This window comes from Streptomonospora litoralis (assembly GCF_004323735.1).
Lineage (GTDB): Bacteria > Actinomycetota > Actinomycetes > Streptosporangiales > Streptosporangiaceae > Streptomonospora > Streptomonospora litoralis.
Map to the genome: position 1 here is coordinate 2,668,919 of NZ_CP036455.1, position 14,935 is coordinate 2,683,853.

A 14,935-nucleotide genomic window follows, 5' to 3' on the forward strand; every position below is an offset into this window, starting at 1 on the left:
GGCGTGCGCCGCAGCCGCCGCGCGGTGCCGATCACCGCACGGCGGGCCCCTAAGTTGGAGCCATGGAGATCGAGACGCCCCGCGGGCCCGCGCTCGCCGACATCGAGACGCCCACCGGTGATCCCCGCTACCTGCTGGCCATCACCCACGGGGCGGGCGGCGGGGTGGACGCCCCCGACATCGCCGCGGTCTGCGGCGCCGCTGTGGAGAACGGCGGCGCCGTCGCGCGCATCACCCAGGCCTACCGCGTCGCGGGCCGAAAGATGCCCGGGTCGGCGACCGGCCCGCAGGACGAGGCGTGGAAGGCCGTGATCGGCGCCGTCCGCTCCGACGAGCGGGTGGCGGGACTGCCGCTCGTGCTCGCGGGGCGCAGCAACGGCGCCCGGGTGGCCTGCCGGACGGCGGCCGGACTGGGCGCGGCGGCGGTGGTCTCCCTCGCGTTCCCGCTGCATCCTCCGGGCAAGCCGGAGCGCTCACGCGCGCAAGAGCTACGCGGGGCCGGCGTGCCAACCCTCGTCGTCAACGGCGACCGCGACCCCTTCGGAGTCCCCGACGCGGCGGACGCGACGTCGCTCGTGGTCCGCCAAGGTGAACGCCACGACCTGGCCAAGGACGTCGAATCCGTGGCCGCGGTCGTGGCCGAATGGCTCGCCGAGCGCGTGGGCTGATCAGGCGACCGCGCGCACATCGGTGGGGCGGTGCGGGGCGATGACGCCGCCGTTGGGCAGCAGTTCGCCGGTGTCCTCGAAAACCACGACGCCGTTGCACAAAAGGCTCCACCCCTGCTCGGGATGGCCGGCGATGACGCGGGCCGCTTCGCGGTCCACGTCGTGGAAGGAGGGGCATTCGGGTTGGTGTCGGCACATCGTGCGCCTCCGGTCGTCTCAACAACTGCGCACTCGCAGCTTAGTGGCGCGAGTCACAGCGCAACTGGTTTTGTTGGTATTCGACGCCGAAGCGGCCCGCGATGGTCCGGCGCCGCAACGGATTGTCCGGATCCGGCCGGGTCTCGTTCACTCGGGCGCGTGGCGTGCCCGCGGGAGGGGGCGGGCGACGGCAGGAAGGATCCGACCGGGGTTCTTCAGGCTGCCGCCGCCAGCCGCTCGCGGCACAGCCGGTCCGCGCTGCGGATCGGCTCCGGCAGCCGGTACTGCGGCGCGAGGCGCAGCGCGAGATCCCCGGCCGAGGGCAGGTCGACGCGGTGGCCGACGGATACGTAGACGGGCTTGACCCCGGCGCGGGTGCGCAGGCAGCGGCCGACGACCTCGCCGCCGTCGACCAGCGGGGACCAGGAGCCGCGCTCGGCGGCGGGCGGCTGCGCGCTGCCGACGAACGGGGTCTTGCCCACGCCGAGCACGGGGCGGTCCAACGCGAGCCCGACGTGGCAGGCCAGCCCGAAGCGGCGCGGGTGAGCCACCCCGAAGCCGTCGCAGACGAGAACGTCGGGAGCCGTCTCCAGCCGAGCGACGGCCTCCAGCAGCGGGGGTGCCTCGCGGAACGCGAACAGCCCGGGCACATAGGGGAAGCGCGGCTGCGCTACGACGGTGGCGGAGTCCACCGTGCGCCAGTCGGGTGCTGCGAGTACGACGACGGCCGCCGCCAGCACGTCGTCGTCGGCCGAATAGGCCACATCGAGCCCCGCGACCAGGGAGACGGCGTCGGCGTCCAGATGCTCCTCGCGCACCAGCGGCGCCAACCGCTGTTGCAGCGCCTCGGCCCGCGCGACATCCCCGGGCCATTCCCCGATGCGCCCCTCGGCCGGTCGAGCCGGCCCACCCTCGGAGTCGTCCATACCGATCGCGCCGTTCATGGCGCCACTCTAGGTCTTCGGCGCCGTACCTGATCCAGGGTCCGCGGTCCGGCCCATGCGTCGGCGCACGAGGGGAGAGCAAGCGACCGCTCTCCCCGTCCCGGCACCGCCTCAGTAGGCACCGCGGCTGCGGCGGGCCGCGGGGCGGGTGCGGCGGCCGGCGCCGGCGAGGCCGCCGCGTTGGAAGGCGCGGACCAGTTCGCCGCCGAAGCTGACCCCGGCGCCCAGGCCCAGGCCGATCGCCACGGCCTCCGACAGGCTCAGCAGTCCCTGCACGGGCTGGTTCAGGGTGATCTCCAGCAGTCCCCGGTACAGGATGCTTCCGGGCAGCAGTGGAGCGATCGCCGGAATGACGAAGGGCAGCACGGGGCGCCGCGTGCGGCGGGCCAGCACGTGGCCGACCACGCCGATGGCCACGGCGCCGGCGGCGGTGCCCAGGATCGGCGGAGCATCCAGCAGACTGCGCACACTCGCGTAGATCACCCAGATCATCACGCCCATGGCGCCGATCCACGGCAGCATCCGCGGCGGGACCGTCAGCGACACGGCGAACGTCATGGCGATGCCCGCCGACCCGATCAGCACCGGCAGACCCAGGTCGGTGCCCAGCGTGGGCAGGTCCTCCAAGTTGACGCCCACGCCCAGCCGCACGGCGGTGTAGGCGACCGCACCGACACCGGCGATGATCGCGCCGAGCGTGAGGAAGACCTCCAGCAGCCGCGCCGAGGCCGAGACGTAGCTGCCGCTGATGCCCTCCTGCAGGCTCGCCACCAGCGGCCGCCCGGGCAGCAGCGCCATGATGTTGCCGGTGATGACCGCACCCGCCTGCAGCGCCAGTTGCATCTGGTCGCTGGCCCACAGCAGCAGCACCCCGATCGAGGAGGCCACCACCGTCGCCGCGGTCATCTGGTAGAACTCGGCCACCCCGCGCCGGGCCAGGAACGCCGATGTGCGGTCGCCCAGCACGGTCGCCAGGAACGCGGCGGCGGCCACGAGCAGCTGGCCGCCGACCATCAGGGAGGCGCTGGAGGCGATCAGCCCGAACCCGGTGACGATGAGCCAGTTGGGGTAGGGCGGGTGCGCCCGCTTGATGGCCCGCAGCCGCGCGATGGCGCCCTCCAGCTCCACCGCCCCCAGGGCCGCGTCCTGCACCAGGGCGTGCAGCTCGTTGACGCGGAAGTAGTCCAGGGTGCGCCGGCGCACCACCCGCTCGCCGGTGACCGGCGGGTGGTCGCCGCCGGGGTGGGTGGAGAGCGTGATGGCGGTGAAGGTGACCGAGACCTCCGAGCGCGGCAGCTCGAAGGCCACCGACAGGCTCAGCATCGACTCGCTGACGACCTCGGTGCTCTCGCCGCTGGCCAGGAGCAGCTCGCCCACGCGCAGCACGAGATCCAGCGCGCGCGGATCGGGCAGCTCGACGCCCTCGTCGAAGAGGTCGGAGTGCATCTCCGCCTCGCGCGCCGCCCGCCAATCCCGCAATCGGCTCAGCAGGCTGGTCTCGTTCAGCGAGGCGGGAAACTGGGGGTCCTGGGCCATGGCCGGTTCTCGATTCCTCCTTCGAGCCTGGAAGCGGCGGTCGGCTCCGCCCGCAGAGCGCGACCACGGGTGAGACGCCCGGTCTGCGGGGGCGGTTGGCGGTGCGCCCGAACCGGATGCGGTGAGGTCGGTCACCGCCCATGGTCGCAGGTCGCGGGGATGATCGGGAGGATGCGGGCGGTGTCGTCCACGCCCCGCAGGGTGGGCGCTTCCGCCCCCGGGCGCAGCCCGTCCGGCGGCCGGCTGCGCGCGTGCATCGGCGGGGCATTCGGGCGGATGCTAATCCTCGCCGGGGCGCACAATGCCGGTCTCGTAGGCGTGCACCACCGCCTGCACCCGGTCGCGCAGCCCCAGTTTGGTCAGCACGTTGCCGACATGGGTCTTGACCGTGGTCTCGCTCACCACCAGCCGCCGCGCGATCTCGGCGTTGGACAGACCCCGCGCGAGCAGCCGGAGGACCTCGCGCTCGCGTTCGGTGAGGTGGTCCAGCTGCGGCGCCGGCCGCTCCCGTGCGGAGGGCAGCTTGTCGGCGAAGCGGTCCAGCAGCCTGCGGGTGACGGTCGGCGCGACGATCGCCGCCCCCTCCGACACCACGCGGATCGCCTCCGCCAGCTCGTCCGGCGGTACGTCCTTGAGCAGGAAGCCACTGGCCCCGGCCTTGAGCGCCTCGACCACGTACTCGTCCAGGTCGAAGGTCGTCAGCACCAGCACCCGCACCTGCCGGCCGCTGTGGTGGGCCCACGACAGGATTTCGCGTGTGGCGTCGATGCCGTCCTTGCCCGGCATGCGGATGTCCATCAGCACCACGTCGGGCAGCAGCCGCCGGGTGTCGGCGAGAGCTGCGAGGCCGTCGGCCGCCTCGCCCACCACGGAGATGTCCTCCTCCGACTCCAGAATCAGGCGGAAACCGGTACGCAGCAGCGGCTGGTCGTCGACGAGCAGGACGCGAATTGCCATGATCAGATTCTCACCGATGGGCCGTGCCCCTTCGACCACGGCGGCCGGATGCGGTCGGGAAGGCGGCGGTCGGACAGGTGGTCTCAGCCGCGGTGGGGAAGGGGCAGCCGGGCGCTCACTTCGAACCCGCCGCCGCTGCGCGGCCCGGCGTCGAGCTCGCCGCCGTAGAGCGCCACGCGCTCACGCATCCCCACCAGGCCGTGGCCGGGTTCGTCGCCGGCCCGGGGCGAAGCCCCTTCGCGCGGCCCGCCGCCCCCTTCGTCGGTCACGCTCACCTCCACCGCCTGCGCACCGAAGCGCACCGACACCGCCGTGCGGGCCTCCCGTCCCGCGTGCTTGAGGACGTTGGTCAACGACTCCTGGACGACGCGGTACAGGGTCAGATCCAGGCCCGGCGCCAGCTCCGCCGCCGTCCCCTCGACGCGCAGCTCCACGGGGGTTCCGGTGTCGCGGATCTGCTGCACCAGCTCGTCGAGTCCGGCGAGGCCGGGTTGCGGGCCGCGGTCGGCGTCGGCGCCGTCGCCCTCGGCGGTGCGCAGTACGTCCACGATCCGCCGCATCTCCGACATCGCCTGGCGGCCGGTCTCCTCGATCTCCACCAGCGTCTGGCGCGCCCGGTCGGGCGAGCGTTCGATCACCCGGCGCCCGGCCGTGGCCTGCACGGTCATCACGCTGACGTGATGGGCGACCACGTCGTGCAGCTCACGGGCGATGCGGCTGCGCTCCTCGGCCAGCACCGCGCGGGTGTGGGCGTCGCGCGCCCGCTCCAGCCGCTCCGCGCGCGTAGCCAGTTCCACCATGTGGAAGGAGCGCATCCGCACCAGGCGGCCAACCCACCAGGACGCCAGGATCCACCCCAGATAGAACGCCTGATTGATCCACCACGGCTCACCGCCTCCGGCCGTCGCCTGGGCCGGGCTCAACGCGGTCGCGGCGATGTTGACCGCCACCGCTGACGCCAATCCGGCCAGCGACCGCGTCAGCGGCAGATAGCGGCCCACCGAGTACGCCCCGGCGGCGATTCCCAGGCTCGCGGTGCCCCACACCAGCACGTGCAGGTAATCGCCGGCCAACCCGCTGAGGGTCAGCAGCATCAGCACCGTGAACGGCACGTAGCGGCGCGCGAAGAGGGTGAGGGCGAGCAGGGTGCCGGCGACGTAGCCCGCGGTGGTGTTGCCCCACAGCGCGTCCAGTTGCGGAGTCTGCTCGCTGAGGGTGACCAGCGCGCTGTTGAGGGCCGCCAGCGCGACGACGATGCCGGCGTCGGTCAGCCACGCCCAGGGCCCGGCCCGGAACACCGAGCGCTCCGCGCCGCGCTTCGGCGCGTGGGCGGTCCCGGCGGCGGGGGCTGCTTCGGGGGCGGACTCTGCCGGTGTGGTGGTCACCCGGACAACGTTAGGAGCGCGCGCGCCGCCTGCGGACCTTCGCCGGGTGGATCTCGACTCCTCCGCCGGGACGAACGCGGCCTGCCGGATGCACGCGGCCTCCCGGCCGAACGCGGCGCGGCGATGCGGTCACGCCACCGGGGCGGTGGCGGGCAGCGGGGGAGGGGTGCCGCCGAACTCGGGGCACAGCGCCTGGTGGTCGCACCATCCGCACAGTTTGCTGGGCCGCGGATTCCAGCTGCCCGATCGGGCGGTGCGTTCGATGTCGCGCCAGATGCCCAGGATCTCCGACTCGGCGGCCAGCAGTTCCTGTTCGGTGGGCTCGTACCAGCGCACCCCGCCGTCGCCCAGGTACATCAGCTGCAGCCGGGCGGGGACCTCGCCCAGCTCCCGCCACAGCATCACGCCGTAGAAGAAGATCTGGAACCGGGCCTTGTCCTCGAACCGCGGACGCGGCGACTTGCCGGTCTTGTAGTCGACGATGCGGATCTGACCGGCGGGGGCGACGTCGAGGCGGTCGACGTAGCCCCGCAGCCGCAGTCCGGACTCGAGCGTGACCTCCAGCCGCAGTTCGCGCTCGCGCGGTTCGAGCCGGTGCGGCTGCTCCATGTGGAAGTAGCGTTCCAGCAGCGTGCGCGCCTCGGCCAGCCAGGCCGCGGCATCCTCCTCGGTGGGGAACAGTTCGGCGGCGGTCTCGGGTTGGGCGGCGCGCAGCCGTTCCCACTGCGGTTCCAGCAGCGACAGCGCCGTGCGGCGCGTTCGGGTCTCGGCGGGAAGCTCGAAGAGCCGTTCCAGCACCGCGTGCACCAGCGTGCCGCGCAGCGCCGCGGCGCTGGGGCGCTCGGGCAGGCGGTCGATCACCCGGAAGCGGAACAGCAGCGGGCACTGCAGGAAGTCGGCGGCCCGCGACGGCGACAGCGCTGGGACCAGGGGAGCGGCCTCGGGGGAGTCCATGCCCCAACAGTACGTTTTCGCGCCGGGGACCGGCACGCGAGTCCACAGCGCGCCGCGCGGCCGGCCCGGCCGCGCGGCCCGCGGCGGCGGCCCTACAGCGCGCCTTCGCGGCCGCTGCGCGGTGCGAGCCACCGCGTAGGCTGGGCGATGTGACCGACCACGGCAGCAGCACCCCGCCCGAGAGCCCGAGCACACCCCGCCCCACCCGCAACGGCGGTTCGGGCTGGCTGATGGCGCGCCCGTTCGGCATTCCGGTCTACGTGACGCCGTCGTGGCTGATCATCGCCGTCATCATCACGCTGATCTATCAGCCCGTCGTCGAGAGCACGCTCGCCCTGGGGCCGGTCTCCTACCTGGTGGCGTTCGTTTTCGCAGTGCTGCTGTACGTCTCGGTGCTCATCCACGAGCTGGCGCACTCGGTGACGGCCCGCATGTTCGGTCTGCCCGTAGGGCGCATCACGCTCTACATGCTCGGCGGCGTCTCCGAGATCGAACGCGAGGCGCCTACCCCCGGACGCGAGTTCCTGGTGGCCGTATCGGGGCCGGTGCTGTCGCTCGTGCTGGCCGCGGCGGGGTTCGCGGCCTACGGCTTCGTCGATCCGCAGACCATCGCGGGCGTGCTGATCTGGCAGCTGTGGGTGGCCAACCTGCTGGTGGGCGTGTTCAACCTGCTGCCCGGCCTGCCGCTGGACGGCGGCCGCCTGGTGCGGGCGCTGGTGTGGGCGCTGACCCGGCGGCCCAAGGCCGGGACCGTGGTGGCCGCCTGGGGCGGGCGGGTGCTCGCCGTCGCCATCGTCGCCGTGCCGCTGGGCTACGCGCTGCTTGCCGGGGCCGCACCGAACCTGTTCGGGCTGCTGTGGGCGCTGCTGCTGGCGTCGTTCATCTGGATGGGCGCGGCGTCGGCACTGCGCACGGCGCGCCTGCGCGAGCGCGTGCCCACACTGCGCGCCCGCGAGCTGGGCCGGCGCGTGGCCGTCGTCGGAGCGGAGGTCTCGGTGGCCGAGGCGGGTCGGCGCATGGCCGAGGCCGGAGCGGGCGCGGTGCTGGTCGCCGACGCCGCCGGCACCCCCACCTCGATCGTCAACGACGCCGCCGCCACCGCGGTGCCCGAGTCCCGGCGCCCCTGGGTGCCGGTCTCCAGCGTGTCCCGCGCCATCACCCGCGGGGCGGTCGTACGCGCCGACCTGGAGGGCGAGTCGCTCCTGGAGGCCCTGCGCGCCCACCCGGCACAGGAGTACCTGCTTGTCGAGGACGACGGCACCCCCTTCGGCGTGCTGCGCACCTCCGACGTCCAAGAGGCGTTCACGCGGCGCTGAGGCCGATATCGGACCTCGCGGCGACCTGGCCGGAACAGGGGCCGTCTGCCAGGATCGGCAGCGCGATGTGCGAAATCGGCGGAGGCGGGGGGTCGTGTCGGACTTCAGTGCGGTGTGGCGCAGCATCCAGGCGTGTACTGGTCAGGAGTTTCGCACCAAGTCCGGCCGTCCCTTCACGTACACCGCGCACGACGGATACGTGCACCTGGACAACACCGACCGCAGCATCTCCCGCACGGACTTCAGCAGGGCCTATGCGTTGATGCCACTGAGAGGACCGGGTCGACTCACCAGGCTCGTCCAGGGACCGTCGTATGTGTTCGGGATCCTCACCGACGATCGGATCCGCGGATAGCCGCAGCGGGCGCCGAGGCGGCCGAGGGCGCTGCGCCTGCGCGGCACAGCTCGCCTCACCGGGTGGCGCCGCTGGGCCAGACGACGGTGACGTGGCGGTCCTGTTCGCGGGCGTAGCCGACGATGTCGGCTGTGCCGCCGGGGCCCCGCGGGGGACGGCCGTCCCATACGGCCACCAGTTCGTCGCAGTGCTCCACCATGTGGCGGCCCGCCTCCAGGTGTGCCTGCGAGGTGGATTCCACGTGCGGCAGCCGGTGCACCAGCACGGCCGCGGCGAGCAGGTCGTCGTAGGCGGCCCGGTGGTGCTCGGGGAGTCCTTCGCGGTAGCGCTCGGCGGGCACGACCGCCTCCAGCGCACCGCCGGCGTCCAGCACCGCGCGGGCGAAGAGCGCGTCGGCGCCGTCGGCCAGGCAGGACAGCCCGGTGAGGCGCGGCCCGAGGCTGTGCACGTGCGCGCGCAGTGCGGCCTCGACCGCGTGCTCCACTTCGTCGGGCAGCCCGCGGTGGCCGGTGACGGCGACTCGCCGCATCGCGTCCCCCTCTCGCTCGATGATCCCCTCTCGCGGCCGGCGGTGGCCGCGGATGCGTCTAGGTCAGTGTCGCGGCCAGCTGCTCGTCGAGCTCCTTGACGCACCGGGCGCTCGGGCCGCGGTAGGCGCGGCGGAAGCGCCGTACGCGCGAGACCAGCCGGTCCGAGCGGAACCGCACCGCGATGCGCAGCGATTCGGCGGCGAGCGAGAACGCCTCGTCGACGTCGCCGGCGTCGGCGCGGGTGCGTGCGAGCTCGATCATCAGCGAAGCTCCCTGCTTGGCCGAGGGGGCGGCGCGGCCGAACGCCTCGCCGAAAGCGGCCCGGGCCTCGTCGGGCCGGTGCAGCCGCACACCCGTCAGCGCCCGGTAGCCGGCCACCTTGGCGGGTGTGAACGGGAAGACCCACGGCCACGGCGGGTCGGTGTTGTCGCTGCGGGCGACCGCCCGCTCGGCGCGGGCGATCTCCTGGTCGGCGGCCGGCGCGTCACCGAGGGTGGCGTGGGCCATGGCCCGCATGCACGCCAGCCACGCCGCGGCGGTGGGGTGGACTCCGGTACCCAGCAGCCGCGCGGCCTCGCCCGTCAGCGCGAGCCCGGAGGCGGCGTCCTCGGCGTCGGTCTCGAACGCCGCCAGGCTGCCGAGCATGTAGGCGCACAGCAGCGGCTCGCCGGCCAGCCGCGCGTTGCGCACCGCCGTGCGGTAGTAGCCCCGCGCCGAGCCCGCGTCGTCCATGTCGGCGTGCAGCCAGGCGGCGAACCCCGCGGCCTCACTCGCCGCGGCGGCGATCTGCGGCGCGTACGGTGTCCGGCCCGCCCGCATCAGGGTGCGCCCGGTCAGTTCCACGTGGGCGACGGCGCCGCGGGCGAGGTCGCGCGACGGCGATGCGGCGTCGAGCCGCCGCTGCCCTCCGGTGATGGCGCGCAGGGTCTGCGCGGTGTTCTCGTCGACGTCGGCGCGCTGGGACCGCGCGGCGGGCGCCGACGCGAGTGCCGCCGCGGCGACGGCCCTGCCGAATTCCCGTCGTCTCGTCGGTCCGGCCCCCCTCTCCGGCGCTGCGGAGTCCGCGAACCGGAGGAGGTGGATCGGTATCTCCAGCCGTCCGGCGACCTCGCGGACCTGGTCGACGGTGAGCGACTGCTGCCGGTTGACCACCCGCGACACCCAGCTCTGGGAGTAGCCGACCGCGCGGGCGAGCTCGCCCTGCGACCAGCCGCGGACCAGCCGGACCTGCTCCAGCACCCGGGCGAGGTCGCAGGTCGCCAGGGCTTCGGCCATGTCGGCCCGAGTCCAGAAGTCCGGCGGCAGAGTGCTGTCTCGTCGAGGCATGAGCCTAGGTTAGGGTGTCCACCTGGTATTGGTAGCTATGAGTGAAAGGGATGCTGCTATGCGTAATATGCATGGAAGGGGTCGAAGGAGCTCCGAATGAGGCAGAGTCAAGGGACCAAAGTCCCCGCAGTGCTGGGGATTCATCGGAATAACCAGGAGCGTCGATGACCGTCGAGACCCCGCCGTCGGGGATCCCCGGCCTGTCCGCAAGTGGCCACCGCCTTGACGGGGACTCCAGCGATCCGGTGTGGGTGCGCGTACTGAGCGGTCTCACCGCCGAGCTGCGCTCCTGCGGCCTGGAGGCCCGGGTGGACGGCACGATCGGTGCCGTGGACGCCATCACCCGCGGTCCCGCGCCGCGTGTGCAGAAGGCGGTGCTGCGCCCTCACCGCGGCCAGCTGTGGTGGTGGCTGCACTGCGCCGCCGAGCCGGCGCTGCCGCCGCCCCACCGCACCCCGCTCACCCCTGCGGTCGACACCGCCGACGCAGCGCGGCGGATCGTGCGGGTGCTCACCCCCTGCCGCGACTGACGGCCTCCGCCTGTCTGCGCTGCACGGGCGGGACGTCCGCTCCCCGGCTGCCCCGCCGCGCGCCGCGTCCCGCCGCTGTACCCGCGGCCGCGCCCACCGCCGCGCGGCCGCTCAGGCCCTCTCGCCGAGGTCGGGCACGGCCGGCCCGAACCGCTCCACCGCCAGGCAGGCCGCGCCCACGATGCCCGCCGTGTTGCGCAGTTCGGCCGCCACGATGGGAGCGTTGAGCCGCAGGTAGGGCAGGAACTCGTCGGCGATCCGGCTCACACCGCCGCCCACCACGATCAGGTCGGGCCACAGCAGCCGCTCCACCTCCTCGTAGTAGCGCTGCAGGCGCTCGCGGGCCCACTGCTCGTAGGAGAGCCCTTCGCGGTCCTGCGCGCTGGATGCGGCGCGCGTTTCGGCGTCGTAGCCGTCGATCTCCAGGTGTCCGAACTCGGTGTTGGGTACCAGGTGCCCGTCGACCAGCAGCGCCGTGCCGATCCCGGTACCCAGGGTGGTCATCAGCACCACGCCCCGCACGTCGCGCGCGGCCCCGTAGCGGTGCTCGGCCACGGCCGCGGCGTCGGCGTCGTTGACCACGTAGACCTCGCGGCCGGTGGCGTCGGAGAGCAGCTTCTCGGCGTCCGTGCCGATCCAGGAGCGGTCCACGTTCGCGGCGCTGCGGGCGACTCCGTGCTGGATGACCGCCGGGAACGTGACGCCCATCGGTGCCGAGCCCGCGGCGTGCTCGGGGAAGGACGCGGCGATGTCGGCGACCACCTCCGCCACCGCGCCGGGGGTCGACGGCCGGGGCGTGGCCGTCTTGAGCCGGTCGACGAGGAACGTCCCTCGCGTCAGGTCGACGGGCGCCCCTTTGATCCCGCTTCCGCCGATGTCGATGCCGATGCCCACCTCGGGCGTGCTGGGCGCCATGCTCATTTGCGTCCTTCCCGACCTTTCACCGGGCGCCTCGCGCGTGCGCCCGTACTCAATTGTGGCCCCTGGAGGGCGCTGCCGCGTGCCGTTCGGGCCGGCGGCGGCCCGCTGGCGGCGCGATTACGCCGCGCGGCCCGCAGGCCGCTAACGTGGGCGACTGCCCGCCCCAGTTGAACCGACCGTGAAGAGACGAGTACCTGTGACCGGCATCCATGGCCGCCGCGGCCCCTTCGGCGACGGCGATATCGTGCAGCTGACCGACCCCAAGGGCCGGATGCACACCATCACCCTGCGCGCCGGAGCGGTCTTCCACACCCACCGGGGCCGGCTGGACCACGACGAGCTCATCGGCAGCCCCGAGGGCAGCGTGGTGCGGTCGACCTCCAACACCGCCTACGTCGCGCTGCGGCCGCTGCTGGCCGACTTCACCCTGTCCATGAAGCGGGGCGCGACCATCGTCTACCCCAAGGACGCCGCGCAGATCGTCGCCCAGGCCGACATCTTCCCCGGCGCCCGCGTGGTCGAGGCCGGCGGCGGCTCGGGTGCGCTCACCTGCTGGCTGCTGCGCGCCGCGGGCGAGGAGGGGCTGGTCTCCTCCTACGAGCGCCGTGCCGACTTCGCCGAGATCGCCCGCACCAACGTGCAGCGGTTCTTCGGCCGTGAGCACCCGGCCTGGCGGCTGACGGTGGGGGATCTGGCGGAGGACATCGCCGACACCGAAGTCGACCGGGTGGTGCTGGACATGCTGGCCCCGTGGGAGTGCCTGCAGGCCGCCGCCGAGGCACTGGTACCCGGGGGCCTGGTCTGCGCCTACGTCGCCACCACCACCCAGATCTCGCGCGTGGTGGAGGAGCTGCGCGACCAGGGCTCCTTCTACGAGCCGCGCGCATTCGAGACGCTGGTGCGCGAATGGCACGTGGAAGGGCTCGCCGTGCGCCCGGATCATCGGATGATCGGGCATACAGGGTTCCTGGTGACCGCGCGGCGGCTGGCCGACGGCGCCGTGCCGCCCGAGCGCCGCCGGCGTCCCGCCAAGGGCGCCTACGGCCAGGACTGGCAGCGCGGGCAGGGCGGCGGCCGCGCCGCCGGCTCCGAGCGCGGGCAGGCCGGCGCCGCCGGCGCGGTGGACGAGGGCGCGGCACCGGGCCCGGAGGCCGGCGGGGACTGAGGTCACGTTCGCATTACACCGGCCTTGGCTTTACCAGGGTGACCTAGGTCTTCACAAGATCGAGAAGTGAGCGCTTAGACACTCGCCGCTGGCGGGAGGTTAGGAATAGTCCGTGGGTAGGTAGGGTTTCGAGTAGTCGTCCTTCTTATAGGGAGGTGGCGGACGTGGCCGATCGCGACGACGAGCGTCAGACCGAACGCGACCGTGAAGTCGCGGAACTCACCGCTCAGGTCTCCTATCTGGAGAAGGAGCTAAGCGTAGTCCGGCGCAAGCTCGCCGATTCCCCCCGCCACGTGCGGCTGCTCGAAGACCGGTTGCGTGAGGCGCAGGCCAACCTGGCCGCCGCGAACGGCAAGAACGAGCGCCTCGTGGCGACCCTGAAGGAGGCGCGCGACCAGATCACGGCCTTGAAGGAGGAGGTCGACCGGCTGTCGCAGCCTCCGTCGGGATTCGGTGTATTTCTGGAGGCCCGTGAAGACGAGACCGTAGAGATCTTCACCAACGGCCGCAAGATGCGGGTGAACGTCAGTCCCTCGGTGGATACCGAGGAGCTGCGGCCCGGCCAGGAGGTCATGCTCAACGAGGCCTTCAACGTGGTGGAGGTCCAGTCCTTCGAGACCATCGGCGAGGTCGTGCTCCTCAAGGAGTTCCTCGAAGGCAACGACCGCGCCCTGGTGATCAGCAACCACGACGAGGAGAAGATCGTCCGCCTCGCGGAGCCGCTGCGCGACCAGCCGGTGCGCCCGGGCGACTCGCTGCTGCTGGAACCGCGCTCGGGCTACATCTACGAGCGCATTCCCAAGTCCGAGGTCGAGGAGCTCATCCTCGAAGAGGTCCCCGACATCGCCTACACCGACATCGGCGGCCTCGGCGGGCAGATCGAGATGATCCGCGACGCGGTCGAACTCCCCTACCTGCACAAGGACCTCTTCTACGAGCACCAGTTGCGCCCGCCCAAGGGCGTGCTGCTCTACGGCCCGCCCGGGTGCGGCAAGACCCTCATCGCCAAGGCGGTGGCGAACTCGCTGGCCAAGCAGGTCTCGGAGAAGACCGGGCGCGACGTCGGCAAGAGCTTCTTCCTGAACATCAAGGGCCCGGAGCTGCTGAACAAGTACGTCGGCGAGACCGAGCGGCACATCCGCCTGGTCTTCCAGCGGGCGCGTGAGAAGGCCAGCGAGGGGTCGCCGGTCATCGTGTTCTTCGACGAGATGGACTCCATCTTCCGCACCCGCGGTTCCGGGGTCTCCAGCGACGTCGAGAACACCATCGTTCCCCAGCTCCTCAGCGAGATCGACGGCGTCGAGGGCCTGGAGAACGTGATCGTGATCGGCGCCTCCAACCGCGAGGACATGATCGACCCGGCGATCCTGCGTCCCGGCCGACTCGACGTCAAGATCAAGATCGAGCGCCCCGACGCCGAGGCCGCCCGCGACATCTTCTCCAAGTACATCACCGACGAACTCCCGCTCAACGGCGAGGACCTGGCCGAGCACGGCGAGTCCTCCACCGCCACGGTCGACGCCATGATCCAGCGTGTGGTCGAGCGGATGTACGCCGAGAGCGAAGAGAACCGGTTCTTGGAGGTCACTTACGCCAACGGCGACAAGGACGTCCTCTACTTCAAGGACTTCAACTCCGGTGCGATGATCCAGAACATCGTCGACCGCGCCAAGAAGATGGCGATCAAGGACTACATCGACGACGGCGTGCGCGGTATCCGGGTCTCGCACCTGATGCAGGCCTGCGTCGACGAGTTCAGCGAGAACGAGGACCTGCCCAACACCACCAACCCCGACGACTGGGCGCGGATCTCCGGCAAGAAGGGCGAGCGGATCGTCTACATCCGCACCCTGGTCTCGGGCAAGAAGGGTGCCGACTCCGGCCGCTCCATCGACACGGTGGCCAACACCGGCCAGTACCTCTGACCGGTACGCGAACCGACAGGCCGCCCGCGCGGGCGGCCCCGGCGGCCGGTCCCCGCGCGGGGACCGGCCGTTTCGCGTTGCGGCCTCCGCGCGTGCCGCCGGCGCCGCCGGTGCGCGGATTTCCTCAGGCTCCTCCGCCGGCGTGCGGATCCCGTTCACAGGCGGACTTTCCGGGTGTCGGCGCCCTGTACTGAAAGGACGGAAATCGGTGACTGTCGAACCACA

At 72.4% G+C, this 14,935-nt stretch carries 15 protein-coding genes; 6 read left to right on the forward strand and 9 right to left on the reverse strand.

Translation table 11 applies throughout. From position 1 onward, the window contains the following. Nucleotides 1-62: 62 nt before the first annotated feature. Nucleotides 63-668: an alpha/beta hydrolase family protein gene (locus tag EKD16_RS11520; protein WP_131098382.1), complete on the forward strand. Its 606-nt coding sequence runs from the start codon at nucleotides 63-65 to the stop codon at nucleotides 666-668. Here EKD16_RS11520 and EKD16_RS11525 read toward each other — a convergent pair whose 3' ends face one another. The 6 genes from EKD16_RS11525 to EKD16_RS11550 all read right to left on the reverse strand — a co-directional run bounded on the left by EKD16_RS11525 (nucleotide 669) and on the right by EKD16_RS11550 (nucleotide 6,642). Continuing rightward, complete coding sequence (locus EKD16_RS11525; RefSeq protein ID WP_131098383.1) at nucleotides 669-866, reverse strand: DUF5999 family protein; 198 nt, start codon at nucleotides 864-866, stop codon at nucleotides 669-671. 215 nt (nucleotides 867-1,081) lie between these two features. After that, nucleotides 1,082-1,792: an endonuclease V gene (locus tag EKD16_RS11530; RefSeq protein WP_131102397.1), complete on the reverse strand. Its 711-nt coding sequence runs from the start codon at nucleotides 1,790-1,792 to the stop codon at nucleotides 1,082-1,084. Nucleotides 1,793-1,921: 129 nt separating this feature from the next. Then, complete coding sequence (locus tag EKD16_RS11535) at nucleotides 1,922-3,346, reverse strand: threonine/serine exporter family protein (protein ID WP_131098384.1); 1,425 nt, start codon at nucleotides 3,344-3,346, stop codon at nucleotides 1,922-1,924. A 279-nt stretch (nucleotides 3,347-3,625) separates the two neighbouring features. Next, a complete protein-coding gene (locus EKD16_RS11540; RefSeq protein ID WP_131098385.1) occupies nucleotides 3,626-4,303 on the reverse strand; it encodes a response regulator in 678 nt (225 codons plus the stop codon). Nucleotides 4,304-4,386: 83 nt separating this feature from the next. Continuing rightward, nucleotides 4,387-5,688 (reverse strand): sensor histidine kinase, encoded by a 1,302-nt coding sequence (locus tag EKD16_RS11545; protein WP_242677348.1) that lies wholly within the window; start codon nucleotides 5,686-5,688, stop codon nucleotides 4,387-4,389. 129 nt (nucleotides 5,689-5,817) lie between these two features. Next, complete coding sequence (locus EKD16_RS11550; RefSeq protein WP_131098386.1) at nucleotides 5,818-6,642, reverse strand: RecB family exonuclease; 825 nt, start codon at nucleotides 6,640-6,642, stop codon at nucleotides 5,818-5,820. 149 nt (nucleotides 6,643-6,791) lie between these two features. On the opposite strand from EKD16_RS11550, the gene EKD16_RS11555 reads away from it, so the two are divergent. Beyond that, entirely contained in the window at nucleotides 6,792-7,958 is a 1,167-nt protein-coding gene (locus EKD16_RS11555) for a site-2 protease family protein (RefSeq protein ID WP_131098387.1), read from the forward strand. A 94-nt stretch (nucleotides 7,959-8,052) separates the two neighbouring features. Continuing rightward, nucleotides 8,053-8,313, forward strand: a complete 261-nt coding sequence (locus EKD16_RS11560; protein WP_131098388.1) for a hypothetical protein — start codon at nucleotides 8,053-8,055, stop codon at nucleotides 8,311-8,313. A gap of 55 nt (nucleotides 8,314-8,368) precedes the next feature. Here EKD16_RS11560 and EKD16_RS11565 read toward each other — a convergent pair whose 3' ends face one another. Continuing rightward, complete coding sequence (locus EKD16_RS11565) at nucleotides 8,369-8,842, reverse strand: hypothetical protein (RefSeq protein ID WP_131098389.1); 474 nt, start codon at nucleotides 8,840-8,842, stop codon at nucleotides 8,369-8,371. A 58-nt stretch (nucleotides 8,843-8,900) separates the two neighbouring features. After that, nucleotides 8,901-10,118, reverse strand: a complete 1,218-nt coding sequence (locus EKD16_RS11570; RefSeq protein ID WP_131102401.1) for a helix-turn-helix domain-containing protein — start codon at nucleotides 10,116-10,118, stop codon at nucleotides 8,901-8,903. 215 nt (nucleotides 10,119-10,333) lie between these two features. Here EKD16_RS11570 and EKD16_RS11575 point away from each other — a divergent pair, with 215 nt between their 5' ends. Beyond that, entirely contained in the window at nucleotides 10,334-10,699 is a 366-nt protein-coding gene (locus tag EKD16_RS11575; RefSeq protein WP_242677349.1) for a hypothetical protein, read from the forward strand. Nucleotides 10,700-10,810: 111 nt separating this feature from the next. On the opposite strand, the gene ppgK is transcribed toward EKD16_RS11575, so the two are convergent. Then, nucleotides 10,811-11,620, reverse strand: coding sequence for a polyphosphate--glucose phosphotransferase (gene ppgK / locus EKD16_RS11580; protein WP_278248932.1), 810 nt, complete (start codon nucleotides 11,618-11,620; stop codon nucleotides 10,811-10,813). 196 nt (nucleotides 11,621-11,816) lie between these two features. On the opposite strand from ppgK, the gene EKD16_RS11585 reads away from it, so the two are divergent. Together EKD16_RS11585 and arc are read left to right on the forward strand one after the other, a co-directional pair. Next, nucleotides 11,817-12,785: a tRNA (adenine-N1)-methyltransferase gene (locus tag EKD16_RS11585; protein ID WP_131098390.1), complete on the forward strand. Its 969-nt coding sequence runs from the start codon at nucleotides 11,817-11,819 to the stop codon at nucleotides 12,783-12,785. A 155-nt stretch (nucleotides 12,786-12,940) separates the two neighbouring features. Continuing rightward, nucleotides 12,941-14,710, forward strand: coding sequence for a proteasome ATPase (gene arc, locus EKD16_RS11590; protein WP_131098391.1), 1,770 nt, complete (start codon nucleotides 12,941-12,943; stop codon nucleotides 14,708-14,710). Nucleotides 14,711-14,935: the final 225 nt, after the last annotated feature.